The organism is Haloprofundus marisrubri, assembly GCF_001469955.1.
GTDB lineage: Archaea > Halobacteriota > Halobacteria > Halobacteriales > Haloferacaceae > Haloprofundus > Haloprofundus marisrubri.
Window position 1 is genome coordinate 731525 of sequence record NZ_LOPU01000018.1, and the last position, 22143, is coordinate 753667.

General features: G+C 64.6%; 25 protein-coding genes. 14 read left to right on the forward strand and 11 right to left on the reverse strand.

Features of this window, described 5'->3' with window-relative positions; translation table 11 throughout:
• Positions 1-71: 71 nt before the first annotated feature.
• The 3 genes from AUR64_RS09490 to AUR64_RS09500 are packed head-to-tail and all read right to left on the reverse strand — an operon-like array spanning position 72 to position 2058.
• Positions 72-863 carry a DUF5803 family protein gene (locus tag AUR64_RS09490; protein ID WP_058581667.1) on the reverse strand — a complete coding sequence of 264 codons (792 nt, stop codon included), beginning with the start codon at positions 861-863 and terminating at the stop codon, positions 72-74.
• The gene (locus tag AUR64_RS09495; RefSeq protein ID WP_058581668.1) at positions 860-1534 is read right to left on the reverse strand and encodes a DUF2110 family protein; all 675 of its coding nucleotides are present in this window, start codon (positions 1532-1534) and stop codon (positions 860-862) included. Before AUR64_RS09495 ends, AUR64_RS09490 begins: the two co-directional genes overlap by 4 nt.
• Positions 1534-2058 carry a transcription factor gene (locus tag AUR64_RS09500; protein WP_058581669.1) on the reverse strand — a complete coding sequence of 175 codons (525 nt, stop codon included), beginning with the start codon at positions 2056-2058 and terminating at the stop codon, positions 1534-1536. Before AUR64_RS09500 ends, AUR64_RS09495 begins: the two co-directional genes overlap by 1 nt.
• Before the next feature lie 131 nt (positions 2059-2189).
• Between AUR64_RS09500 and AUR64_RS09505 the strand changes: the two genes are divergently transcribed.
• A complete protein-coding gene (locus AUR64_RS09505; RefSeq protein WP_058581670.1) occupies positions 2190-3215 on the forward strand; it encodes a M48 family metalloprotease in 1026 nt (341 codons plus the stop codon).
• Positions 3216-3273: 58 nt separating this feature from the next.
• Positions 3274-3621, forward strand: a complete 348-nt coding sequence (locus tag AUR64_RS09510; RefSeq protein ID WP_155120558.1) for a hypothetical protein — start codon at positions 3274-3276, stop codon at positions 3619-3621.
• Positions 3622-3628: 7 nt separating this feature from the next.
• Here the strand turns inward: AUR64_RS09510 and AUR64_RS09515 are convergent, their stop codons facing one another.
• Positions 3629-4165, reverse strand: a complete 537-nt coding sequence (locus AUR64_RS09515; RefSeq protein WP_058581672.1) for a tRNA (cytidine(56)-2'-O)-methyltransferase — start codon at positions 4163-4165, stop codon at positions 3629-3631.
• Positions 4166-4286: 121 nt separating this feature from the next.
• Between AUR64_RS09515 and AUR64_RS09520 the strand changes: the two genes are divergently transcribed.
• Positions 4287-5024, forward strand: coding sequence for a helix-turn-helix domain-containing protein (locus AUR64_RS09520; RefSeq protein ID WP_058581673.1), 738 nt, complete (start codon positions 4287-4289; stop codon positions 5022-5024).
• 81 nt (positions 5025-5105) lie between these two features.
• Complete coding sequence (locus tag AUR64_RS09525; RefSeq protein WP_058581674.1) at positions 5106-6050, forward strand: NAD-dependent epimerase/dehydratase family protein; 945 nt, start codon at positions 5106-5108, stop codon at positions 6048-6050.
• Positions 6051-6100: 50 nt separating this feature from the next.
• On the opposite strand, the gene AUR64_RS09530 is transcribed toward AUR64_RS09525, so the two are convergent.
• Together AUR64_RS09530 and AUR64_RS09535 are read right to left on the reverse strand one after the other, a co-directional pair.
• Positions 6101-6445: a BsuPI-related putative proteinase inhibitor gene (locus AUR64_RS09530; protein WP_058581675.1), complete on the reverse strand. Its 345-nt coding sequence runs from the start codon at positions 6443-6445 to the stop codon at positions 6101-6103.
• A gap of 38 nt (positions 6446-6483) precedes the next feature.
• Positions 6484-7713 carry a S8 family peptidase gene (locus AUR64_RS09535; RefSeq protein WP_082230679.1) on the reverse strand — a complete coding sequence of 410 codons (1230 nt, stop codon included), beginning with the start codon at positions 7711-7713 and terminating at the stop codon, positions 6484-6486.
• Positions 7714-7922: 209 nt separating this feature from the next.
• Here AUR64_RS09535 and AUR64_RS09540 point away from each other — a divergent pair, with 209 nt between their 5' ends.
• The 3 genes from AUR64_RS09540 to AUR64_RS09550 all read left to right on the forward strand — a co-directional run bounded on the left by AUR64_RS09540 (position 7923) and on the right by AUR64_RS09550 (position 10918).
• Positions 7923-8732: a DUF2797 domain-containing protein gene (locus tag AUR64_RS09540; protein WP_082230681.1), complete on the forward strand. Its 810-nt coding sequence runs from the start codon at positions 7923-7925 to the stop codon at positions 8730-8732.
• A gap of 137 nt (positions 8733-8869) precedes the next feature.
• Complete coding sequence (locus AUR64_RS09545) at positions 8870-10282, forward strand: NAD(P)/FAD-dependent oxidoreductase (protein WP_082230703.1); 1413 nt, start codon at positions 8870-8872, stop codon at positions 10280-10282.
• A 171-nt stretch (positions 10283-10453) separates the two neighbouring features.
• Entirely contained in the window at positions 10454-10918 is a 465-nt protein-coding gene (locus AUR64_RS09550) for a hypothetical protein (RefSeq protein WP_058581676.1), read from the forward strand.
• Positions 10919-10966: 48 nt separating this feature from the next.
• Here the strand turns inward: AUR64_RS09550 and AUR64_RS09555 are convergent, their stop codons facing one another.
• A complete protein-coding gene (locus AUR64_RS09555) occupies positions 10967-12073 on the reverse strand; it encodes a glycosyltransferase (RefSeq protein ID WP_058581677.1) in 1107 nt (368 codons plus the stop codon).
• A gap of 72 nt (positions 12074-12145) precedes the next feature.
• A complete protein-coding gene (locus tag AUR64_RS09560) occupies positions 12146-13204 on the reverse strand; it encodes a glycosyltransferase family 4 protein (RefSeq protein ID WP_058581678.1) in 1059 nt (352 codons plus the stop codon).
• A 134-nt stretch (positions 13205-13338) separates the two neighbouring features.
• Here AUR64_RS09560 and AUR64_RS09565 point away from each other — a divergent pair, with 134 nt between their 5' ends.
• The 3 genes from AUR64_RS09565 (at position 13339) to AUR64_RS09575 (ending at position 14889) form a co-directional block, all read left to right on the forward strand.
• Positions 13339-13620, forward strand: coding sequence for a ribonuclease P protein component 4 (locus tag AUR64_RS09565; protein WP_058581679.1), 282 nt, complete (start codon positions 13339-13341; stop codon positions 13618-13620).
• An 88-nt stretch (positions 13621-13708) separates the two neighbouring features.
• Positions 13709-13954: a YhbY family RNA-binding protein gene (locus AUR64_RS09570; protein ID WP_058581680.1), complete on the forward strand. Its 246-nt coding sequence runs from the start codon at positions 13709-13711 to the stop codon at positions 13952-13954.
• Positions 13954-14889 (forward strand): mechanosensitive ion channel family protein, encoded by a 936-nt coding sequence (locus AUR64_RS09575; RefSeq protein ID WP_058581681.1) that lies wholly within the window; start codon positions 13954-13956, stop codon positions 14887-14889. Before AUR64_RS09570 ends, AUR64_RS09575 begins: the two co-directional genes overlap by 1 nt.
• Positions 14890-15312: 423 nt before the next feature.
• Here AUR64_RS09575 and AUR64_RS09585 read toward each other — a convergent pair whose 3' ends face one another.
• Positions 15313-16455 carry an acyl-CoA dehydrogenase gene (locus AUR64_RS09585; protein WP_058581683.1) on the reverse strand — a complete coding sequence of 381 codons (1143 nt, stop codon included), beginning with the start codon at positions 16453-16455 and terminating at the stop codon, positions 15313-15315.
• 119 nt (positions 16456-16574) lie between these two features.
• Between AUR64_RS09585 and AUR64_RS09590 the strand changes: the two genes are divergently transcribed.
• From AUR64_RS09590 to AUR64_RS09600, 3 genes are all read left to right on the forward strand, one after another.
• The gene (locus AUR64_RS09590) at positions 16575-17651 is read left to right on the forward strand and encodes a phytoene/squalene synthase family protein (protein ID WP_058581684.1); all 1077 of its coding nucleotides are present in this window, start codon (positions 16575-16577) and stop codon (positions 17649-17651) included.
• A 184-nt stretch (positions 17652-17835) separates the two neighbouring features.
• On the forward strand, positions 17836-18807 hold the full coding sequence (gene mvaD, locus AUR64_RS09595) for a phosphomevalonate decarboxylase MvaD (protein ID WP_058581685.1): 972 nt from the start codon (positions 17836-17838) through the stop codon (positions 18805-18807).
• Between the two features lie 233 nt (positions 18808-19040).
• Positions 19041-19445, forward strand: a complete 405-nt coding sequence (locus tag AUR64_RS09600) for a carboxymuconolactone decarboxylase family protein (protein WP_058581686.1) — start codon at positions 19041-19043, stop codon at positions 19443-19445.
• A 168-nt stretch (positions 19446-19613) separates the two neighbouring features.
• Here the strand turns inward: AUR64_RS09600 and AUR64_RS21240 are convergent, their stop codons facing one another.
• Positions 19614-19748: a hypothetical protein gene (locus tag AUR64_RS21240; protein ID WP_276203532.1), complete on the reverse strand. Its 135-nt coding sequence runs from the start codon at positions 19746-19748 to the stop codon at positions 19614-19616.
• 196 nt (positions 19749-19944) lie between these two features.
• On the opposite strand from AUR64_RS21240, the gene AUR64_RS09605 reads away from it, so the two are divergent.
• Positions 19945-21084, forward strand: a complete 1140-nt coding sequence (locus AUR64_RS09605; protein ID WP_058581687.1) for an NAD(P)/FAD-dependent oxidoreductase — start codon at positions 19945-19947, stop codon at positions 21082-21084.
• 162 nt (positions 21085-21246) lie between these two features.
• Here AUR64_RS09605 and AUR64_RS09610 read toward each other — a convergent pair whose 3' ends face one another.
• On the reverse strand, positions 21247-22047 hold the full coding sequence (locus AUR64_RS09610) for a BtpA/SgcQ family protein (RefSeq protein ID WP_276203533.1): 801 nt from the start codon (positions 22045-22047) through the stop codon (positions 21247-21249).
• Positions 22048-22143 lie beyond the last annotated feature (96 nt).

Sequence of the window (22143 nt, forward strand, 5' to 3'; positions counted from 1 at the left end):
TCGAAAGAGGAGTGGCGCGTCGAAAAATCTCGCGTTCGCCGAGCGAATCGCCGGTGTCGGTGCGACTACGATTACATCCCCGGCGGCCGACGGCGACCGCCGTCGTCGGACGTATCCACGTCGAGACCGAGTTCCTCGCGCTGTTTTCGCAGTTCGGTGATGCGGCGGCGGTAGTAGAGGCCGCCGACGAGGGCGACGACCGCAGAGACGCCGAGGATTGCGCCGAAGATGTAGAGGTCACGCTGGAGGTAGAACCGGACCGAAATCCCGTCGCGCTGGACGTCGTTCCAGTAGAGGTGAACCCGGCCGTCTTCGGTGGCCTGTCGGTCCGGATTCGGCCGTGTGCTGCTGAGAAGCGGCACGTCGACGCGGCGGTCCTCCGGCAGGACGATTTCGTACGAGCCCTTGACGAACGTCCGCATGGTGAACTGCTTCGGCGTGCTTTGGCCGGTGAACGCCAACTGGCCGGCTTCGTTGCTCGGTGCGTCCGCTGGCGGTTGGACCACGACACCGTCACGCTGTTCTTCGATGCTCCCACCGCGGGCGATGAGCGTCGTTCCGTTGATGACGCTGCCGTTCGGGTAGCGGTAGCGAACTGCTTCGACGTAGAGTGGGTCCTCGGTTCCGAAGCCGGTGCGGTAGAGTCTCAGTTCTTCACCCTCGAAACGATACACCGCCTGATACGTCGCCTGCTCGGAGATGTTGATGTACACGTCGGCGTCGGCGTCCCAGTTGTACTCGCCGGAGACGTTGCCGTCGAGACGGCCCTCCGGAATCTGGTTGTCGCCGAAGAAGCCGAGACACCCCGAGGTGAAGAGGAGCACAACGACGGCGGCCGACGCGAGGAGGAGTCGACGGTTCATGGAATGACACAGCGGAGTTCCGACGGGAGATACGAACCGATACTCGCCAGAAGCCCCGGTGGGTCCGTCCCTTCCGCACAGATGATGCTCTGTTCGAGGAGGCCGAGTCGCTCCACGGTGACGATGTCGTTGGCGTGGCCGGCGCGGTTCACCGTCGCGCGGACCTCGCCGCGGGTTGCACTGTTGACGTTCACTCGCCCCACACCGCGTCGCCAGTCGTACAACTGGTCGCGCGTCTCGTCGGCGAGACGAGAGGGTTCGTCGTCGCCGCCGTAGACGAACTTGAGGCGCTGGTGCTGGACGAGGCCGAACCGCTCACGTATCTGTGAGGGACTTCCTCGGCCGAGGCCGATTTCGTCGGTCGGGATGCGAATCTCCTCGCCGACGTCGAGGACGAACCCGTCGTCGTCCCACGATTCGAGCGTCCCGATGTACGTTTCGCCGGCGTCGAGATGCGTCGGAATCTCGCCCCACTCCTCGCGGAGAGCGTTGCGGGCGACGGTTTCGTCGTCGCCTTCGACGGTGACGGCGACGAACTCGTCGTGACGGACGCCGACGGTGAACTCCACGTCGAGCGAGCCGATTTCGTTTGCGACGAGCGACCGGAGGCTGTCGAGGGTTCGCTCGCGGGCGTCACCTTCGACGTAGCATTTGGTTGCGAGAACGACCATCAGCCGGTCACGTCGGCGTTCAGTTCCTCGCGGAGTTCACCGACTCGTCGGTTCATCGCGTCGACGAGGCGGTTGTTCTCCATCGATTCGAGCGGCGACCCGCACTCGGGACACTCGAAGCCGAAGTCCATCGCCTCGCCGAACTCGAAGCGAATCGAACAGACTTCACAGAGATAGAACTCGTGGTTCTGTTCGTACTCCTGACGCTCTTCGAGCGCGTCGAGCAGGCGGTGCATCTCCTCTTCGAGGTTCTCGGGGATGTTGTCGTACTCGAACGTCCACAGGTAGGTGAGCCATCCGGAGTCCTCGTCGCGGACCCGACGGTACGTCGCCAGGTCGTTCTCGTAGAGGATGAAAAGCGCCCGGCGCACGTCGTTGAGTTCCAGTCCGAGTTCCTCGGCGAGTTCCTCGTCGGTCACCTCGCCGTCCGGCGGCGCGGCGGCGACGGGCATTCCCGTCGGTCCGACCAACTCGTGGAGGTACTTCTGAATGACAGGGTCTCCCAGTAGGTCCTCAAAAGCCATTGTCTTACTACTCTGTCACAGAATCGTTTAAAAGCACCGGATGCCGGCGTGAAGCGGTGTTGACGGGGCGCTTCCGCAACTGCCCGGAGAGTTCCCGACAGCTTGATGACTCTTCAGTTTGGCCTGCTACCATGGATTGGCAACCCGACTGGAACCTCCGCCTCCGGATGGCCGTCGCCGTCGGCCTCGTGTTCCTCCTGCCGTTCGCGTTCGTGACGGCGATGCTGTGGGTGTTCAACGTCGCCGTCCCCACCGTCGCTTCGGCGTTCGAGGTGACGTTCAACCCCGACCTCCAAATCAGCAGCAGCGTGTTGCTCGTGGTCGTTCTCCTCGGCGTGGCGCTACAGTACCTCTTCGGCGAGAAACTCGCCCTTCGGTCGGTCGGCGCGCGGACGCTGGCGGCCGACGACCGGCCGGACCTCAGACGACGAGTCGACCGGTTGGCTCAGCAGGCGGACCTCCAACCACCCGAACTCGCAGTCGTCAACACCGAGATGCCGAACGCGTTTGCGATGGGCCGTTCGCCGAGTCACGCGACGGTGGTCGTGACGAGTGGCCTGCTCGACGCGCTCGACGGCGACGAACTCGACGCCGTCTTGGCGCACGAACTCGCGCACATCAAGAACCGCGACGTGACCGTGATGACCGTCGCGTATCTGCTGCCGACGCTCACCTACGTCGTCGCCGTCGCCGCGTACACCCTCTTGCGCGTGTTCTTCGACGTGGGCCACGCGCTACACGACACCGACGACGGGCGAGCGGTCGCCGCCGCACTCGCCATTTTCCTCACGACGACGATACTGACGCTCGCTATCTCGGCGTTCTTCTGGGTGAGTAGTTTTCTGCTGTTTCGCGTGCTCTCGCAGTACCGCGAGCGGGCCGCCGACCGCGCCGCGGCGCGACTCACCGGAAATCCGCTCGCGCTGGCGTCGGCGCTCGAAACCATCGACGGCGAGATACGGACCGTCCCGGACCGTGACCTCCGCGAGTACGACGGCGGTATCGAGGCGCTGTACATCGCGCCCTTGGACACGCCGACGTTCACCGACGACGACGACGCGCTGTTGAGCACCGACGTGTTCCCGGATACGCATCCGTCGACGGCGTCGCGGATTTCGGAGTTACGGGAGATGGCGGGCGAACTCGAACGGACGTGAGGCGTCGACCGAAACAAGCGAAGACACGGTTATGTTGGCTCGAATGGATATTCGAACCGTGAACGCCGAGACCCGAACGGCCGCCAAAGACTTCGTGGGGTGGCTACTCGTCAGCGCGCTCCTGTTCGCCGGAGCGGCGGCGTTTCGGCTTCCACTGCGAAACGTGGCTGCGGTCGTTGTCGTGTTCCTCTCGATTCGGCTTGTCGAACTCCTCGTCGCCGGGTTCGACCTGCCGCGACAACTCGTCCGAATCTATCCGGGTGTGTTGCTCGCACTCGGGGGCATCTATCTCGCTGTTACCGGGGAGTCACCCGCGCTCGCGGCCTTCTGCGCGTTCGCCGCCGGATGGATGCTCCGCGGCGACCTCCCGCCGCTGTGGCGCGACCGGGGCGACAGCACGTCGTGAGAGAGTGCTATTCGACTTCTTCGACGCGCTTGCCCGTCTCCATCGGAATCACTTCGCGTTCGGCGTCTTCCCACTCGCGCTCCAGTTCGCGGCCTTCGAACAGGCGGTCGAGAAACACCGACAGCGCCGCGACTTCCGAGTGCGGTTGGTTCGTCACGCCGACGTTGAAGTCGGCGTAGTCGTACACCTCGAACGGGACTTTCTCCGCGCCGACGACGACCAAAACCGGTCCCTCGGCGTGGGCCGCGCGGATGTCCTCTTCGACGTCTTGGACGCGTTCGCCGTACATCGTCAGGTGGACGACCGTTCCCGCCCAGTCGCGGATGATGTCGCGGTAGGAGTCGACGACTTCCACGTCGAACGGCCCGCCGAATCTCGTCGTGATGTCTCGCACCGTCGTCTCCGACTGACTCGCGTCGCCGACGAGGAGCGCGCGGTCCGCTCCGAGCGCCCGCGCCGTCAACCCGATGTGTGTCGTCATCCGGTCGTCGCGGCCCGGTCGGTGGCCGAGACGCAGAACGACGACTTCGGATTCACCTTGCATGCTCGCTTCGAGGCGAGGCGACGGTTAGGGGGTTTCGGAACTCGGTCGTCCACGGGGAGGGTTCGAGGGTTCGACTCGCGGAGGGACCACACCGAAGTATCTCCGCGGTGGACTCCCTCCCATGAGCAGCATCGCCGAGTTCGTCATCCCGGTCGAGGAGTTCGTCCTCGGGGACGTCCTCTCCTCGGCGTCGGGGCTCGAAGTCGCTATCGAACGACTCGTCGTCCACACCGAAGGTGGCCTCGTCCCGTACATCCGCGTCGTCGGCGACGACCTCTCGTCGTTCGGTGACGCGCTCGAAGACGACCGAACGATAGCCGACGTTCGGTTAATCGAGTCGTTCGAAGGTGAACGACTGTACCGCGTCCACTGGGTCGCCGAAACCGACGCCCTCGAAGCGGCGCTCAACCCGATAGACGCCTCCATCGTCCGCGCCGTCGCGGGCGAGCGGTACTGGCATCTGCGTGGGTTGTTCGCCGACCGCGAGGCGCTCGCGTCCTTCTACGACGCCTGCCGCGCGGCGTACAGCATCGAGTTGGACAACGTCTACGACCGGCGGAATCCGGCCACGTTCGGCGAGTACGAGGTGACGCCCGAACAGCGGGACTTGCTTGTCGCCGCGTTCGAGGGCGGCTACTTCGAGGTGCCGCGGCGCATCACGACCCAAGACCTCGCCGAGGAGTTCGATATCTCCGTGCAGGCGGTATCGCAACGTCTGCGACGCGGCCATCAGAACCTCCTCCGGAACACGCTGGCCGCCGGCGTCGAGAACGAGGACGTCGACGACGGCGGTCCGACGCTCGACGAGCACGCAGACGTCGAAGGGCGCGACGGGATGCTCGACGACACGCCGGAGTGACGCACACACCGATTCCCTGTCGCGTCTTCGTCGTATGCGAGCGACCACAATCGACTTACTGCCGTCGCCTGAGAGTGGAGTATGAACCTCGTAGACAAGCGAGTCGTCGTCACTGGTGGTGCGGGTCTCGTCGGGTCGCACCTCGCAGCGAAGCTCTCGGCGGAGAACGACGTCGTCGTCGCCGACGACCTCTCGAAAGGCACCGAGTCGCGCGTCCCCGACAGCGTCGAGTTCGTCCGCGCGGACATGCGAGAACCCGCCGACGTCGCCGAGGTACTCACCGAAGACGTCGATATCGTCTTTCACCTCGCGGCGTACACCGACACGAACTACGAGGACCCCCGCAAACTGTTCGAGGAGAACACCGAGATGACGTACAACGTTCTCGAACGGATGGACGAGGTGGGTGTCGACAACGTCGCGTTCACCTCTTCCTCTACAATCTACGGTGAGGCCCCGCGGCCGACGCCCGAGGACTACGCGCCAATCGAACCTATCAGCGCCTACGGTGCGAGCAAACTCGCCGACGAGGCGCTGATGTCGACCTATGCACACTCACACGAGTTCACGGCGTGGGTGTTCCGCTTCGCCAACATCGTCGGCCCGAAACAGCGCGGTAACGTCATTCCCGACTTCATCGAGAAACTCCTCTCCGACCCCGAGACGCTCACCATCCTCGGCGACGGCCGACAGGAGAAATCCTACCTGTACGTCGAAGACTGCGTCGACGCCATCTGCCACGTCGTCGAAAATGCGGAAAAATCGATGAACACCTACAATCTGGGGACCCGAACCACGACGTCGGTGAACCGTATCGCCGACATCGTCGCCGACGTGATGGGGTTAGCGCCCGACTACGAGTACACCGGCGGCGAACGCGGCTGGAAAGGCGACGTGCCGAAGATGCGACTCTCCATCGAGAAGCTCTCGGCACTCGGTTACGAACCATCGACGGCCAGCGACGAGGCGGTCGAACGCGCTGCGAGCGAACTGTACGAGGAACTTCGCGCCGAACACGAGTCGTAGTCTGTGGGCCGTGGTCGGCGCGTCGGTGTCGGTTGCGCTGCGTGCGTCGCTTACACCGACTCGACCGAAAAGTGCGTCTCGGCGTCGGCGTCCGCGTCGGCGGCCGCGAGTTCGCCGATGGCGACGTACTCGCCCGGGACCGGGTCGTCCCAGACGCCCTCGAACGTCATCGATTCTCCGGCGTCGAGCGTCTCGCTGCCGAGCATCTGTGCGAACATGCGGCCGTCGCTCCACCGCCACACCTCGCCGTCGCCGGCGGCGTCGCTGACGACGAACTCCGCGCGGCGGGCGTCGCGGAACGAGAGCGTCACGCTCTCGTCTCCTTGGTTTTCGACCGTCAGTTCGAACTCGACGTAGTCGTCTCGAGGCGTCGTGGTGAGCGTAGCTGTGAGCATACTGTGGATACGAAAAAGCGGAGAATAACTCCCCGGGTCTACAAGTTGTCGTCGAGGTCCAACGCCGCCGCGACGTTCAGCAGTCCGGCACCCTGTCGAATCTGTTCGAGACCGAGGTCGTCGGCGGTCCCGACGAGTCGCTCTCGGGCCTCCGCTGGACTGAGTCCCGTCGAGACGAGCAGTGCCGCCGCGCCGGCGACGTGTGGACACGCCATCGACGTGCCCGAGTACTGGCGATAGCCCCCCGGAACCGTCGAACGGATGTTCGCGCCGGGGGCAGTTATGTCGATGCGTGGCCCCGTCGACGAGAAGGGGGCGAACCCGCCGCTGCGGTCGACAGCACTCACGGAGAGAACGCTCGGCAGCGTCGCCGGAAAGCCCACCGTGTTCGGTCGTCCCCGGCCGTTACCGGCAGCGGCGACGAGCAACACGCCCTCCTCGGCGGCGTACGCACAGGCGTCGCGGATGAGGTTCGTCGGGCGCTGGGACCCGAAACTCAGACTCGCCACGGGCCACCCTTGGTCGGCGACGTACTCGATACCTGCGGCGATGTCGGAGACGAGGCCTACCCCGGCGCAGTATATCACTTTCACCGCGTGTAGCGTCGCCTCGGGAGCGACGCCGACGACACCCTCGTCGTTGTCGACGGCCGCGACGACGCCCGCACAGTGGGTGCCGTGGTTGTCGTCGTCGTCCCAGTCGGCCTTACAGGCGTTGCGGTTACCGGCAACACGGCAGAGTCGCGGTCGGCCCCGACAGTTGACGAACGCTCGCCCCTCGCCGAGGTTCGCCTGCAGGTCGGGGTGGTCGGAGTCGATACCCGAGTCGATAACGGCAACGTCGACGCCGTCGCCCGTGATGCCGGCTTCTCGGGCGAGTTGTGCGCCGATGCGAGTGATTCCGTACGGAATCGTCTGCACCGTCGACTGCTGGTACGTCCGCATCGTTCCGTTCGTCTCGACGTACCGAATCTCGGGCCGCTGTCGAAGCGCAGTCACGGCGTCTCGCGGGAGTTCGACCGTCAGGGCGTCGAAGGAGAACTGTCGGACGAGACGAGTCGCCACCCGTCGAACGACGTCGGGCCCGCCGATGTCGGTGGCTGGGTCGAATCCGACGTTCACGACGACTGTGTCGCCGTCTCTTCGGTCTCCGCCGACACCCACGTTCTTCGTTCCCCCCCGGACACTGCCCGCAGCGAGTCCGGTCGCTGCACCCCCACCCACCGCCCGCAACACCCCTCTGCGCGTCGTCGCTGACTGTCTCGACATTCTTCGAGTGGTTAGGACCACTGTCGCTTATCTCTAATTTCGGCTGACACGACGGTCCGCGTATCCGGTCTCTCAGCGCCGGCGGACGGTCCGATTTTCGGGAGTACGGTTTCCGTTCGACTTCTGTGTGGGGCCGTTGTTCGTCGCAGTCGTGCAACCGACGGGTCCACGACGGAGACGCTTTTACCATCCCGACTGGTAGTGAAACCGTGCAAGTCGTCGGCTACGATTCACTCGACGGAGGTCTCTATCTCGCGCCGGGCGAGGAGACGACGGTCGGCGAAAACGCGACCGGTGATGGGTTCGGCGCTGCGACGGCCGACCCAACAGAAATCGAGTATCTCTCGCTCGATGCCGGCGACGAACTCACCTACCGACTCGACTCCCGACACTGCGCCGGCACGATAGCCGACGAGGGCCACTACGGCTGTGAGAACGACGACGCCCCCTACTGCGAGTATCACCGGAGTACGTGGGTCTGCGCCCGCTGTAAGGGTACCTGTCTCAAAGACGAGATGGACTGCTTCGACGACCACGCCATCTACCTCGCGGCGTTCGCACCCGACGTGTTCAAAGTCGGCGTCACCAAGGAGTGGCGACTCGACACCCGCCTCCGAGAACAGGGAGCGGACAGGGCCGCCCATCTTCGGACGGTCGAAAACGGCCGCATCGCCCGCGAACTCGAATCCGAACTCGCCCGCGAGTTGACCGACCGGGTGCGCGTGCCGACGAAACAAGCGGGTCTTCATCTCCGTGTCGACGCCGAGAAGTGGGCGTCGCTGCTCGCGGAGTTCGACCCGTTCGACACCTTCGAGTTCGACTACGGGTTCAGCCTCGACAGTCGACCGATGGGCGAGACGATGGCTGCCGGGCGCGTCGTCGGCACGAAAGGTCGGTTGCTCGTTCTCGACAACGCTGGAACCACGTACGCCGTCGATATGCGTGATCTCGTCGGCTACGAACTTCGCGAGGGCGACAGCGACAGAAATCTGCAGTCGAGTCTCGGCGCGTTCGAGTGAGGCGACTCTCGTTCGTGACGATAACCCCCGTTCGGGCGTCGAAACCGTCCCGTCGCCGAGTCTGTCCGACCTTTATTGGTGTGTGGCAACAACTAACACAGTATTGCTCGAACTCACGCTTAGAGGGAGTGACGACCATGACCTTGGCGACAGTGCCGCGGTACGACAGCGAACAGGTGACCGAGTGGGGCGACCGGGCGGTGGTGGTCGGGGCGGGCATCGCGGGTCTGCTCGCCGCGCGCGTCCTCGCCGACGGGTTCGACGAGGTGACCGTCGTCGACCGAGACCCACTGCCGGACGAACCGGTCGCTCGGCGCGGCGTGCCGCAGGCACAGCACATTCACGTCCTGCTGAGAGGTGGTGAGTCCACGATAGCGGACCTCTTTCCGGGCTACGGAGAGGAACTGCTCGCCGCCGGCGGCGTCCAGTTCGACGGGTCGCGGGACGTCCACTTCTACCTCGAAGGCGGCTACCTCGCCGACGGCCCCGAACGTATCCCGCAGTACGGGGCGACGCGTTCGCTGTACGAGCAACTGCTTCGCCGCCGCGTCGCCGCCCTCGACGGCGTCGAACTCCGGTCGCGGTGTCGACTCGTCGACTACCGTCTCGACGACGCGGGAACGACTGTCGACGGCGTCGTCGTCGACGACGAAGCGACCGGAGAGGCGGAACTCGACGCCGAGTTGGTCGTCGACGCGACGGGTCGGACGAGTCGAACGCCGGCGTGGTTGGAACGGTCGGGATACGAGCGGCCGGTGACCGACGAAGTTCACATCGACCTCGCGTACAGTACGACGCTCGTCGAACGGCCGCCGACGGAGCGTCGGTCGTACGTCGTCGCGGCGTCGCCGGACTCTCCTCGTGGGTCGGGGATGGCTCCCGTCGAAGACGACCAGTGGCTGGTGACGCTGTACGGCGTCCACGGCGAGCGACCGCCGACGACGTTCGAGGAGTTCGAGGCGTACGCAGCGACGCTTCCGGTCTCGGACGTAGCCGACCTACTCCGCGAACACGACCAAACGAGCGAGAAAGTCGTCCACTACCGGTTCCCCTCCAATCGACGATGCCGGTACGAGGACCTCGACGAGTTCCCCGAAGGTCTCGTCGTTGTCGGCGACGCGATTGCGAGTTTCAACCCCATCTACGCGCAGGGGATGTCGGTCGCCTCGTTGGAGGCTGTACTCCTCCATCACGCACTCGCGGAAGGCGGCCGAGACGACCTCGGGAGACGGTTTTTCGCGCGAGCATCGGAGGTCGTCGACATCGCGTGGCTGATGGCCGTCGGCGGCGACTTCGCCTTTCCGGAGACGACGGGTCCGAAGCCCCGCGGAACCGACCTCGTGGGCCGGTATCTCTCGCAATTGGCCGAGAAAGGCCACACCGACGGCGTGTTGCGTGACGCGCAGTTCCGCGTGATGATGATGGAGCGACCGCCGACGACGCTGTTTCGGCCACAGATAGCGTGGCGCGTGCTCAAGCCGAGCGACGGTCTCCCGAGTCTTCGGCCGAGGATGCCGCGTCTCCGTGACTCGCCGTATCTCAAACAGTGAGTTATCACATCGGATTCTTCTGACGGCGTCGCCGAGACGAAAGTCGAGTGCGTCGCTACGTCCGCCGTCGAGCGAGGTGTCGAAGGCGAGAAAAGCGAGAAAATCGCCAGACTCCACCACTCCGTCGCCTCAGTGCCAACGCTTTTCGGCGTGGCGTGCGAACGGCGACGCATGCCAGAAGACGAACCCGACGAGTCCACCGAGTCCGAGGATATCGACGTCGAAGCCGAGGAGAACGTCGACGCCGAATCCGAATCCGGCGACGACGAGGAGAAATCGTTCCGCGAGCGAGTCGAAGAGATTCGAGAGCGACGCGCCAAAGAGCGAGAGGAGCGCGGCGAGGAGGGCGAGGACCCGATGGCCGAGATGATGGGCGGCGGCGGTCCGGGCGGCCCCGGCGGCATGGGCGGCGGCGGCAACCCGTTCGCGCAGATGATGAGCGGCATGATGGGTGGCGGCGGTCCCGGCGGGATGGGCGGCGGCCCCGGCGGGATGGGCGGTGGCCCCGGCGGCCGACCCGAGGAGAGTCGCAACGACAACGAAGCGCTCGTCCGCGAGGTCCGACAACTGCGTGACGAAGTCCGCGACCAGACCCGACAGCTCCAGCGCATCGCCGACGCGCTCGAAGACGACTGACGACCCGTTCGCCCGGTTTTTTCTTCGGCTAATCGCTTCGGTGCGTCGCTATCGACGCACCGCGTCGTACACTTCGGCGAGTCGGTCGACCGCGTGTTCGACGCTCATCGACTCGCGCCGGTCGAGACAGCGGCGTTCGAGGGCTTCGACCTCCGAGAGTGTCCGCTCGATAGCCGCGGTGAAGCCGTCGATGTCGCCGAGGTCGTAGTGGTAGCCGGTGACGCCCTCTTCGATAGTGTCCGAGAGCGCGCCGCCGTCGACGCCGACGACGGGCGTCCCGCAGGCGTTGGCTTCGAGCGCGACCAACCCCTGCGTCTCCACGGGACTCGGAAAGAGAAACGCGTCGAGCGAACTGTAGAACGCCGGAAGTTCCTCGCGGTCGAGAAAGCCCAAGAACCGAGCGTCGACGCCGCGCGCTCGTGTTCGGGCTTCGAGCTGTTCGCGGGCGGGGCCGTCGCCGCCGAAGACGACCGTCGCGTCGAGGCCGTCGGCGGCGTCGATGATGTCGCTCAGACATTTCTCGTAGCCGTGGCGACCGGTGTAGCCGACGAGCGTCTCTGCATCAGTGAGGTCGTGTCGTTCGCGGAAAGCGTCCGTGTCGACGGGCCGAAAGCGCTCGATATCGACACCGTTGGGGACGACACGGATGGAGACGTCGTCGCCGACTCGACTCTGCAGGTCGTCTCTGGTCGCCTCGCTGGGAACGACGACGGCCGCGGCGTGGCCGAGGAACCATCGCTCGTACGACTCCGAGAGCCGTTCGATGCCGGATTCGATGCGCTCGCGCGAGGTGAGATACGAGGCGTACTCGCTGCTTGGGGTGTGATAGGAGACGACGAACGGCAGGTCTTCGCGGCGGGCGAGGCGCAGTCCGCCGAGACCGAGCGCGAACGGCGTGTGCGCGTGAACGATATCGACGTCACGCACCGCTCGGGGGACGCGCGGCAGACCGAACCGGAAGCCGTCGTAGAACGGGAACGGGAGGCTTCGAATCGGATACTCGCCGTCGGCGGGGTCGTAGTCGTCGGCGTCGGGGTAGACCACGTCCATCCGTCCACCGCGGGCCAACCAGCGCTCGCGCCACGACTGGACGGTGTAGGTGACACCGTTGACCGTCGGCAGGTAGGTGTCGGTGAACGCGACGACCGAGTGCATTGTCACGCGATTCGACGACTTGGGGTTAAGTCGTTGTGACTTTCCGCGTCGGCGGGACCTTCATCACAGGGGTCAGACGCGCCCGGCCGACACGTCCTCGTACGCTTCGACGAGTTCCTCGCCGACGCGCTCCAGGCTGTGTTCGGCGGCCGTCTTTCTTGCGTTTTCGCCGAGTCGTTCGCGGAGGTCGGGGTCGCGCGCCAAGAGGTCGAGCGCGCGGCGGAACTCCGCACGACTCGAACACTTCAGGCAGTCGTGGCCGTGGGTGTAAAACTCCTCGAAGACGGGGATGTCGCGGAGGACGACCGCCTTCCCGCAGGCCATCGCTTCGAGCACGGCGATGCCCTGATTCTCGTTTTTCGTCGGGAAGAGGTAGACGTCGCCCGCGCCGAACGCCCCGCGCTTGTCGTCGACCCATCCGGTGAAGGTGACGTTCTCGGGGGGATTTTCGGTCCAGTGTTTCACTTCCGTCGACGCCTGCGGCCCGGAGTCGTACGGGCCGAACCACGCGAACTCGTACTCCGTCTCTTCTGCGAGTTTGCAGAACGTCGTCAGCCCTTTGCGCTCGAAGACGTTGCCGACGGTGAACACGACGAGGCCGTCTAAGTCGAATCGCTCGCGGTACTCCTCGCGGAACGTCTCGAAGCCGTCGAGCGAATCGACGTCGACACCGTTCGATATCGGACGAATGGGCGCGTCGACGGGGTACGATTCGAGAATGCGCTTCGTATACTGGCTCGGACAGAGCACCAAATCGGCCTGCGAGTAGAACCGCCGAAGGTACTGTCGAAGGGGTTTCGCGGCGAGGGTCGACCCGCGGAAGCTCTCGGCGAAATCCTCGCTCGTGACGTGACTGTGCAGGACGAGCGGTTTGCCGTAGTGTTTGGCGTGGCGAGCGACAGCGAGACTGCCCGGGCCGATGAGGTTGCAGTGGGCGACGTCGAACTCGACGACGGGGTTGCGGCCGCGAAGCGCGCTCAGCGGGATGTGCGCCGGTGACCCGCCGCGCCACGGCGATGTGACGACATCCACGTCCGTCTCTTCGAGGGCCGCCCGCTGGTGGTCCGTCGAGGTTCCGATACCGCTTCGGTGCAGTTGCGAGGCGAGTTCGAGGTAGTTGAGGACGCGCACTGGTCTGTCGGTTCACCGGATTCGACTTTTAGTGTAGCGGCTTCGAGTTGTTTTCGAGATTGTGAAAGACGAACCCGCGACGTACAGTTCTGCTTCGGAACACCTATCAGAAAACCCCGACCCAGTACAGACAAATGCCGAGCATCGCCGAGGAGCGAATCGCGCGCCTCCACGAACTCGCCCGCGACGCGACCGAAGCGCGCGAGTTCGACCGCTCCCGCGAGTACGTCCGTCTCGCCCGCCGCCTCGACGAGCGACACCGATGCGGCCTGCCCCGCGAGTTCAAACGCTTCTCCTGTGACGCCTGCGACGTCTACCTCGTCCCGGGACTCAACGCCCGTGTCCGCCTCCAGTCGGGCCGTGTCGTGGTCCGCTGCGACTGCGGGCACATCGACCGGTTCCCGTACCGCGATTGAGCGTCCGGTCCGCCGCCGAGTTTCGGCGGCCGGTACCGTCGGTCGGTAACTAAAGGTTCAAACCGCGGCGCTGGCTACGACGGGACAGATGGTAGACAACGAGTTGCGCAAAGAGGCCCACGACCTCGACGTGACGGTCTGGGTCGGCAAGAGCGGCATCGACGCGGTAACCGAGGAACTGCGCGACCAACTGGACGACCGGAAACTGGTGAAGGTGAAGTTCCTGCGGGCGGCCCGCGGCGGCACTTCCACCGATGAACTCGCCGACGAACTCGCCGAGGCGGTGAACGCGACACTCGTCGAAACACGTGGAAACACGGCGGTGTACCACTGATGGGAATCCTGCTGCAGGCAGGAACCGACACGTCCGAAATCGTCCCCGACGGCCCTATTGCGAACTTCCTCGTGAACTCGCTGGGGTTCGGCGATAACGTCGCGATAGCGAACACTATCGATGCGGCGGTGACGTTCGTCGTCGTCTTCCTCGTGGTGTATCTCGTCGGACGACTCGTCGTCGGTCCGCTCGTCGGTCGCCTGTTGGACGCGCGCGGACTGGAGGCGCACGCCCAGAAACCGCTCCGCAAACTCATCGGCGTCGTCGTCGTCTTCATCGCCGTCGGCGTCGCGTTCGGTGCCGCCGGTTACGGTGACTTCCTCACCGCACTGGCGACCGTCGGGGCGGCGGCGACGCTCGCCATCGGTTTCGCGATGCAGGACGTCATCGCCAACTTCGTCGCCGGCGTGTTCATCTTCACCGACAAGCCGTTCCGCATCGGCGACTGGATAGAGTGGGACGGCAACTCCGGTATCGTCGAGGACATCAGCTTCCGCGTCTCCCGGGTCCGGACGTTCGACAACGAACTGCTGACGGTGCCGAACTCCCATCTGACCGACGGCGTCATCAAGAACCCCGTCGCCAAGGACAAACTCCGCCTGCAGGTCCCGTTCGGCATCGGCTACGGCGACGACATCGAGAAAGCGACGGATATCATTCTCGAAGAAGCCGAGAAGCGCGGCGACATCCTCGCCGACCCCGAACCGTCGGTTCGCCTGACGGAACTCGGCGACTCGGCGGTGGTTCTCAAGTCGCGCATCTGGATTTCGCAACCGAGTCGCGCCGACTTCGTGAAGACCCGCGGCGAGTACGTCACGAGCGTGAAACAGCGGTTCGACGCTGAGGGAATCAACATCCCGTTCCCGAACCGCACCCTCACCGGTTCGCTCGACATCGAAGGACTGGACCGCGTGATGGCCAGCGCCGACGACTGAGTCGGCGTCTGCGGTCGAATTTTTCTTCTCATCGGCTGTCACAATCTTGAATGAGAGAGTTGATGCGTGCTTTTGTCTCGGTATCGTCTACGGTGGTTCTGTTCCTATCGTTGGAGCGCTTGTCTCTGCTCAACCCCCTGGCGGCCAGAGTATTGAATGTGTAGTGCATAGAAACGAAGGGCACAACTCGGAGATTGACCAATGGACAAATCAGTCGGGGGGTTCTTAGTTGGATTGTTACTCATCGCTTCCCCGATTCTCTTATTGGGTACGTTCGAGAACGAGATGATTCGGTTGCTCTTGCTTTTCGTCAGTATCTGTGGGGGTTTCATCGCAGTCACTTATGGAGTCAAAATGGAACGAAAGTACGTATACAACAAGTAACAGAGCGAGTTGAAAACGAAGAAAAGAGAAGAGACCGCTTCAGTCCAGCAACTGCGCGGCGATAGTGTTCCGAAGGATTTCGCTCGTTCCCTCGTAGATTTCGTTGAGTTTCGCGTCGCGGTAGTAGCGTTCGGCGGCGAAATCCTTCGTGTAGCCGTAGCCGCCGTGAATCTGGATACCCTCGTTTGCGACTTCGCGGCTGATTTCGCTGGCGTACAGTTTGGCCTGTGCGGCCTCTTTGATGAAGTTCTCGCCGCGAATCTTCTTGTCCGCCGCTTGGTGCATCAGGAGTTTGGCGGCCTGAATCTTCGTGTCCATGTCGGCCAGTTTGTGCTGGATGGACTGGAAGCGCGCAATCTGCTGGTCGAACTGCTCGCGCTCTTGGGCGTACTGGAGCGCGTCGTCGCGGGCGGCACGGGCGATGCCGATAGAGCGCGCGGCGATGGTGATGCGGCCGCCGTTGAGCGTCTTCAGCGCGTGGACGAAGCCGTCGCCCTCCTCGCCGAGCAGGCGGTCTTCGGGGATGCGCATGTCGTCGAAGCGGAGTTCCGCGGTCGGACAGCCCTTGTCGCCGAGTTTGTGCTCGGTGCCCTCGACGACGAATCCGTCGTCCTCCTCGGGACGGACGATGAAGGAGCTAATTCCTTTGTTGCCCGCGTCGGGGTCCGTTTTCGCAAACAGAGTCACCGTGTCGGCGACCGAGCCGTTCGAAATCCAGAGCTTGCCGCCGTTGACGACGTACTCGTCGCCATCTTTCTCTGCCGTCGTCGTCATCGAGGGCACGTCGCTGCCCGCGCCCGCCTCCGAGAGCGCGAACGCGCCGATATCCTCGCCGGTGTTCACCGGCGTGAGGTACTCCTGTTTCTGTTCTTCGTCGCCGAAGGCGTACACCATGTTGCCCGCGAGGCTGATGTGGGCGGCGACGACAGTCCCAAGGCCGCCGCTGCCGCGCGAAATCTCTTCGAGGCCGATAGCGTAGGAGTGGTAGTCGAGACCCGCACCGCCGTACTCCTCGGGGAACGGCATCCCCATCAGGCCGAGTTCGGCCATCTCGGAGACGAGGTCGGCGGGGAACTCGTCGTTCTCGTCGATATCGGCGGCGACCGGCCGAATCTCCTCGTCGACGAACTCCGCGACCATATCCCGAATCTGCTTCTGCTCCGCGGAGAGCTGAAAGTCCATGCATCGGTCTTTCACCGTCGTCCGTTTAGGTTTTCCGGGTGCTGGGCGTCAGCTGTTCACATTCGACGGAAGCGCCACGAGGCTTTTTATGTCTCCTTCCGTAAGCACGGATACTTCGGATGCCTGAAGACGCAGATGCCCGCCCGCCCGGGAACGACGCAGACTTGCAGTGGTGTCACGACGCCGTCCAAGGCGTCTCGCGGACGTTCGCACTCACCGTGCGCGTCCTCGACGAGCCGATGTCATCGTACATCTGTCTCGGCTACCTGGTCTGCCGTATCGCCGATACCGTCGAAGACGCCGAGCACATCCCCGCCGACGAGCAAGCCCGCTTGCTCCGTCTGTACGACGCGGCGCTCGACCCGGACGACGAGACGAGTATCGAACAGTTCACCGAGGCAGTCGACCCGTGGCTGCCCGCCCCCGAGGCGCGAAACGACGACTGGGAAGTCGTCGCCGAGTCGCCACGCGTGTTCCGCACGTTCGAGGCCCTCCCCGAGGACGTGCGCGAGGCCGTGACGCCGCCAGCGCGCGAACTCGTCCAAGGGATGGTGATGTTCGTCGAACGCTACGCCGACACCGACGGCCTCCGCATCCAGTCGCGCGAGGAACTCGAAGAGTACTGCTACTACGCGGCCGGAACGGTCGGCAACCTCATCACGAACCTCGTCACCCGCGGCGACATCGACTCCGAGCGTCGCAAGCGCCTCTACAACACGGCCGAAGAGTTCGGCTTGCTTCTCCAACTGGTCAACATCTCCAAAGACGTCTACGACGATTACACCGAAGAGAACAACGTCTATCTCCCCGCCGAGTGGCTCGAAGACGAGGGCGTCCCCCAAGACGGCGTCGTCGACCCCGCGAACAAAGCGGGCGCGACGAACGTCGTCCGCCGGACGGCGTCGCACGCGCGGACGTTCCTCGACGACGCCCAGACGTACCTCGAAACGGTGCCGACCACCGACGGCAACACGCTCGCGGCGTGGGCGATTCCGTTTCTCCTCGCCGTCGGGACGCTCCGGGAACTGTCGGCGAACCCCGAGGACGCGCTCACCGGCCACGGCGTCAAGGTGTCCAGACAGGAAGTGTTCGCCGTCGTCGGCGCGATGACCGGCGGCGGACGCCAGTCGCTCGCAGAACTCCGCGAGGCGATCTCGCGTGCGCCGTACCACCGCGTCGCCCAACAGGCAGACTGACGCCACGACTGCAGTCTCTTCTCGTTCTCCTGCGGCCACCATCCGAAGACGGGGCGTATCGGCACGTCGCTAGTGCTTCCGACATCCACCGCACCCTCACCGAGGTTCACCGCACTCTCACTGACGCTCCCGAACCCCACGGGCTTCCGGGACGTTTAACCCGGAGTCGCGCGCCCGTCTTGGCATGAAAGCCACCGCGCGAGCACACCCGATTCAGGGACTCGTCAAGTACCACGGGATGCGTGACCCGGAACTTCGACTGCCGTACCACGACAGCATCAGCGTCTGCACCGCACCGTCGAACACGACGACCACCGTCGAGTTCGACCCCGACGCCGACGAAGACGTGTTCCTCATCGACGGTGAGGAAGTCGACGGCCGCGGTGCCGAGCGCATTCAGGCCGTCGTCGACCACGTTCGCGACCTCGCCGATATCGACCACGCGGTCCGCTTCGAGAGCGAGAACAACTTCCCCTCGAACGTCGGCTTCGGCTCTTCGTCGTCTGGCTTCGCCGCCGCCGCGATGGCGCTGTCGGAGGCCGCGGGACTGGACCTGACGCGCCCCGAAATCTCGACTATCGCCCGCCGTGGTTCCTCGTCGGCCGCCCGCGCCGTCACGGGTGCGTTCTCGCAACTGTACACGGGGCTGAACGACGACGACTGTCTCTCCCGGCGCATCGAGACGGACCTCGAAGACGACTTGCGCATCGTCGCCGGTCTCGTCCCCGCCTACAAGGAGACCGAACAGGCCCACGAGGAAGCCGCCGAGAGCCACATGTTCCAAGCGCGGATGGCGCACATCCACGGCCAAATCGCGGAGATGCGCGACGCGCTTCGAGACGCTGACTTCGACCGGACCTTCGAACTCGCCGAGCACGACTCGCTGTCGCTGACGGCGACGACGATGACCGGCCCCTCGGGGTGGGTGTACTGGCAACCCGAGACCATCGCCATCTTCAACGCCGTCCGCGAACTCCGAGACGAGGGCGTCCCAGTTTACTTCTCGACGGACACGGGCGCGAGCGTCTACGTCAACACCACCGAGGAACACGTCGACAAAGTCGAGCAGGCCGTCGCCGACTGCGGCGTCGAGACGATGGTGTGGGAAGTCGGCGGTCCCGCCCAGATTCTGCCGGAAGCGGACGCGCTGTTCTAAGCACGCTCGTTGCGCGCCGCGACTTTCGACTACGGTCGCATACGACAGTCAGACGTGGCGACCGGACGAGCTGACAGACAGTCGTTAGATTCGTGTGGCGACCTGCTAACCGTACGGAGCAGTTCGAGTGACAGCATCGGAAACTGTGAAGCGTGCTAGCAGAGTACACGTAGGTGGATTCCGACGGGCCGTCGACAGGACCCCCGGCCTGTCTCAGGAATCCGGGAACGAACATGGTGTCAGACCAGACACGAGCGGAGATAGAAGAGTATCTCGGGCAGGTACCGAGTTGGCTCGACGCGCTCTCGGAACCCGCCGCCGACCACAGTTGGGGCGTCGTCCGCGACCTCGAATTCGGGGAGACGGAGTTGGCGGGTCGGGAGAAAGCGCTCGTCGCACTCGGTGCCGCCGCGGCGATGAACTGTCCGTACTGCATTCACTTCCACTCCGAAGAGGCGCGACTGGAGGGAGTCGACGACGTGGGCCGAAACGAAGCCGTCAACGTCGCCGCCGACGTTCGGTACTTCTCGACTATCCTCCACGGCGCGGAGGTCGAAGTCGACGATTTCAGGCGCGAAACTGCCGAAATCGTCGGGTACATCGAACAACAGGGAGCGGAAGCGGCCGGAGCAGACTGAGCTACTCACACGACGCACTTTTTTTACGAATCACGCGGTGTAGCCGAGGTAGCGAAAGAACGAGGCGGAGACAGTCGAGATGCGAGAGGTTGCCGGTGACGACGGAGGCAGTCGGCGGCGAGTGGAGTGCGGGGAGGGCGATGGTAGACGTGTCGTTGAGGGCGGCGCTCAGACGAACCGCTCGCGGGGGAGCGTCAGTCGTCCGGGTCTGAACCGGTGGGTGCATTTCGGACACTGGACGTCGGCTTGAACGTGCTCGGGGACTTCGAAGCGGTTCTTGCACTCCGCACATCGAACAATCATTGTCTCTTGCTACCGTGACGAACGGGAAATAACAGTTGGCCGAAAAACACGACAGTCACTTCTCCCTGTAGATATTGGCGGAACCGAAAGTCGAAGTCTCGTCGGTACGCGGCGGGCAGCGAGCAGTTCGAATCACCCGCGACGACGGTCACGAGTGGCCCACATCCTCTTTGCTTCGTGGTTCTAACCTCGGGGTATGAAAGTGGCCGTACTGGGTGCAGGGTACGCAGGTCTCGTCCTCGCGCAGCGTCTCGAACGTCGCCTTCCCGCCGCCGTCGACATCGTCGTCGTCGACGAGTCGCCGACACATCTGGTCCAACACGAAGTCCACCGCGTGATTCGGCGTCCGACCGTCGCCGAAGCTATCACCCTCCCGCTACATGACGCTCTCGACCGAGCAGAAATCGTCACCGAGCGTGTCGAACACGTCGACCCCGAAGCGGGCCTCGTTGAACTCGGCGACGGAACCGAGTTGGAGTACGACTTCGGCGCTGTCTGTCTCGGCGCGGAGACGAACTTCTACGACCTCCCGGGGGTCGAAGAACACTCGCTTCCGCTGAAACGCGTCCACCACGCCGAAGCGATTCGCGCACAGTTCCTCGACGTCTGCGAGTCCGGCGGCACCGCCGTCGTCGGCGGCGCGGGGCTGTCTGGCGTCCAGACGGCGGGCGAACTCGCCGCCCTCGCCGACGAACGCGACGCGTCCGACCGCGTCGACATCGTCCTCCTCGAACAGTTCGACAGCGTCGCGCCGAACTTCCCCGAAAACTTCCAGCAGGCGGTTCGTGAAGAACTGGAGACCCGCGACGTAGAGATTCGAACGGACACGCCGGTCCAGCGTGCGAGCGCCGACAGTATCGAACTCGACGACGAGGAACTGCCGTACGACCTCTTCGTCTGGACCGGCGGGATTCGAGGTTCCGACGCGATGGCTGGCGACCGCCCCATCGTCCGCAACGACCTCCGTCTCACCGAGAAAACGTTCGTCGTCGGCGACGCCGCCCGCGCCGTCGACGCCGACGGCGAAGCCGTTCCCGCCAGCGCGTCCGCGGCGATTCGTGAGGCTGGAACCGTCGCCGGGAACCTCGAACGCCTCGTCGAACACGAACTCGACGGCGACGGCACCGACTTCGCACCGCGACTGAAGCCGTACCGCTTCGAGGTGCCGGGATGGATAGTCTCCGTCGGCGACGGGGCGGTGGCGCAGGTCGGGCCGAAAGTCGTCACCGGCCCGGCCGCGAAGGCGATGAAGACGAGTGTCGGCGCGGGCTATCTCGGGTCGGTGAAAGCAATCGAGAAGGCAGCAGAGCTGGTCGAAGAGGAACTCGACGCGTAGCACGGTCGGACTCGACCGACGCCGAACGTTCATATACCGGACCGAAGCCAGTTCGACGAGTGACGTGAAAGCCGACCGTTGGCGGTCAGCGACAGTGCGGCCACCCGCCGACGGAGCGTCGACCCGACCGGCCGCCTGTTCGCTACGTTGGAGAGCGCCGAGCTACGACTTCGCCGCTTCGACCAGTTCTCGAACCCGACGCTCGTCCACCGGGTTCGTCGTCACTTCGTCCTCTTTGAGCGCCGTTCCGACGATGGCTCCGTCGGCGACGTCGAGTAACTCCGAGACGCTCTCGACGGTCGTTCCACTGCCGACGACGACGGGTGCATCAGAGCCGAGTTCGTCGCGGTGAGCGACGACCTCACGGAGTCCGTCGCGGTCGACCGCTTCTCCGGTCCCGACGCCGGAGACGACGACGCCGTCGGCGAGCCCTCGCTCCAGCGTCTCCGCGACGACTTCGCCAGTCTCGCGTGGCGTCACTGGAGCGGAGTGTTTCACGTCGATGTCGGCGAGCACTGCGACGTCGGCGTCGAGTCGGTCTCGGAGACGCATCGTCTCGTGTGCTCGCCCGGAGACGACACCTTGGTCTGTCACCCGCGCGCCGGTGTGGACGTTCACACGAACGAACGACGCACCGGTCGCCGCTGCGACCGAGAGCGCCGCCTCGGCGTCGTTTCGGAGGACGTTGACGCCGACCGGAACCGACACCGACTCGCACACTGCGCTGACGAGCGTCGTCATCGACGCGACGGTGTGTTTCGGCACGTCGTCGGGGTAGAACGGAGCGTCGCCGAAGTTCTCCACCATCAGGGCGTCGACGCCGCCGGATTCGAGCGCCCTCGCGTCGGCTACCGCACGCGCCCGCAGTTCGTCTCGGTCGCCATCGAACGCCGGTGCGCCGGGCAGCGCTGGGAGATGGACCATGCCGACTATCGGCGCGTCGAGTGCGAGAAAGTCGTTCACACGCGTCGCTCGGAGGGCAGTCACAAAGAAACGGCGAGTTCGAGTCGCGTCACTCCGAACCGACGCGTATAATCCGTGCTTCGAGAGAACACTGGT

Coding starts and splice junctions, on each gene's coding strand:
- AUR64_RS09495 (WP_058581668.1), bottom strand. CDS start 1,534: ATGGTCGTTCTCGCAACCAAATGCTACGTCGAAGGTGACGCCCGCGAG.
- AUR64_RS09555 (WP_058581677.1), bottom strand. CDS start 12,073: ATGCACTCGGTCGTCGCGTTCACCGACACCTACCTGCCGACGGTCAAC.
- AUR64_RS09530 (WP_058581675.1), bottom strand. CDS start 6,445: ATGCTCACAGCTACGCTCACCACGACGCCTCGAGACGACTACGTCGAG.
- AUR64_RS09490 (WP_058581667.1), bottom strand. CDS start 863: ATGAACCGTCGACTCCTCCTCGCGTCGGCCGCCGTCGTTGTGCTCCTC.
- AUR64_RS09505 (WP_058581670.1), top strand. CDS start 2,190: ATGGATTGGCAACCCGACTGGAACCTCCGCCTCCGGATGGCCGTCGCC.
- AUR64_RS09590 (WP_058581684.1), top strand. CDS start 16,575: ATGCCTGAAGACGCAGATGCCCGCCCGCCCGGGAACGACGCAGACTTG.
- mvaD (WP_058581685.1), top strand. CDS start 17,836: ATGAAAGCCACCGCGCGAGCACACCCGATTCAGGGACTCGTCAAGTAC.
- AUR64_RS09585 (WP_058581683.1), bottom strand. CDS start 16,455: ATGGACTTTCAGCTCTCCGCGGAGCAGAAGCAGATTCGGGATATGGTC.
- AUR64_RS21240 (WP_276203532.1), bottom strand. CDS start 19,748: ATGATTGTTCGATGTGCGGAGTGCAAGAACCGCTTCGAAGTCCCCGAG.
- AUR64_RS09520 (WP_058581673.1), top strand. CDS start 4,287: ATGAGCAGCATCGCCGAGTTCGTCATCCCGGTCGAGGAGTTCGTCCTC.
- AUR64_RS09605 (WP_058581687.1), top strand. CDS start 19,945: ATGAAAGTGGCCGTACTGGGTGCAGGGTACGCAGGTCTCGTCCTCGCG.
- AUR64_RS09565 (WP_058581679.1), top strand. CDS start 13,339: ATGCCGAGCATCGCCGAGGAGCGAATCGCGCGCCTCCACGAACTCGCC.
- AUR64_RS09515 (WP_058581672.1), bottom strand. CDS start 4,165: ATGCAAGGTGAATCCGAAGTCGTCGTTCTGCGTCTCGGCCACCGACCG.
- AUR64_RS09570 (WP_058581680.1), top strand. CDS start 13,709: ATGGTAGACAACGAGTTGCGCAAAGAGGCCCACGACCTCGACGTGACG.
- AUR64_RS09600 (WP_058581686.1), top strand. CDS start 19,041: ATGGTGTCAGACCAGACACGAGCGGAGATAGAAGAGTATCTCGGGCAG.
- AUR64_RS09525 (WP_058581674.1), top strand. CDS start 5,106: ATGAACCTCGTAGACAAGCGAGTCGTCGTCACTGGTGGTGCGGGTCTC.
- AUR64_RS09550 (WP_058581676.1), top strand. CDS start 10,454: ATGCCAGAAGACGAACCCGACGAGTCCACCGAGTCCGAGGATATCGAC.
- AUR64_RS09575 (WP_058581681.1), top strand. CDS start 13,954: ATGGGAATCCTGCTGCAGGCAGGAACCGACACGTCCGAAATCGTCCCC.
- AUR64_RS09500 (WP_058581669.1), bottom strand. CDS start 2,058: ATGGCTTTTGAGGACCTACTGGGAGACCCTGTCATTCAGAAGTACCTC.
- AUR64_RS09545 (WP_082230703.1), top strand. CDS start 8,870: ATGACCTTGGCGACAGTGCCGCGGTACGACAGCGAACAGGTGACCGAG.
- AUR64_RS09535 (WP_082230679.1), bottom strand. CDS start 7,713: ATGTCGAGACAGTCAGCGACGACGCGCAGAGGGGTGTTGCGGGCGGTG.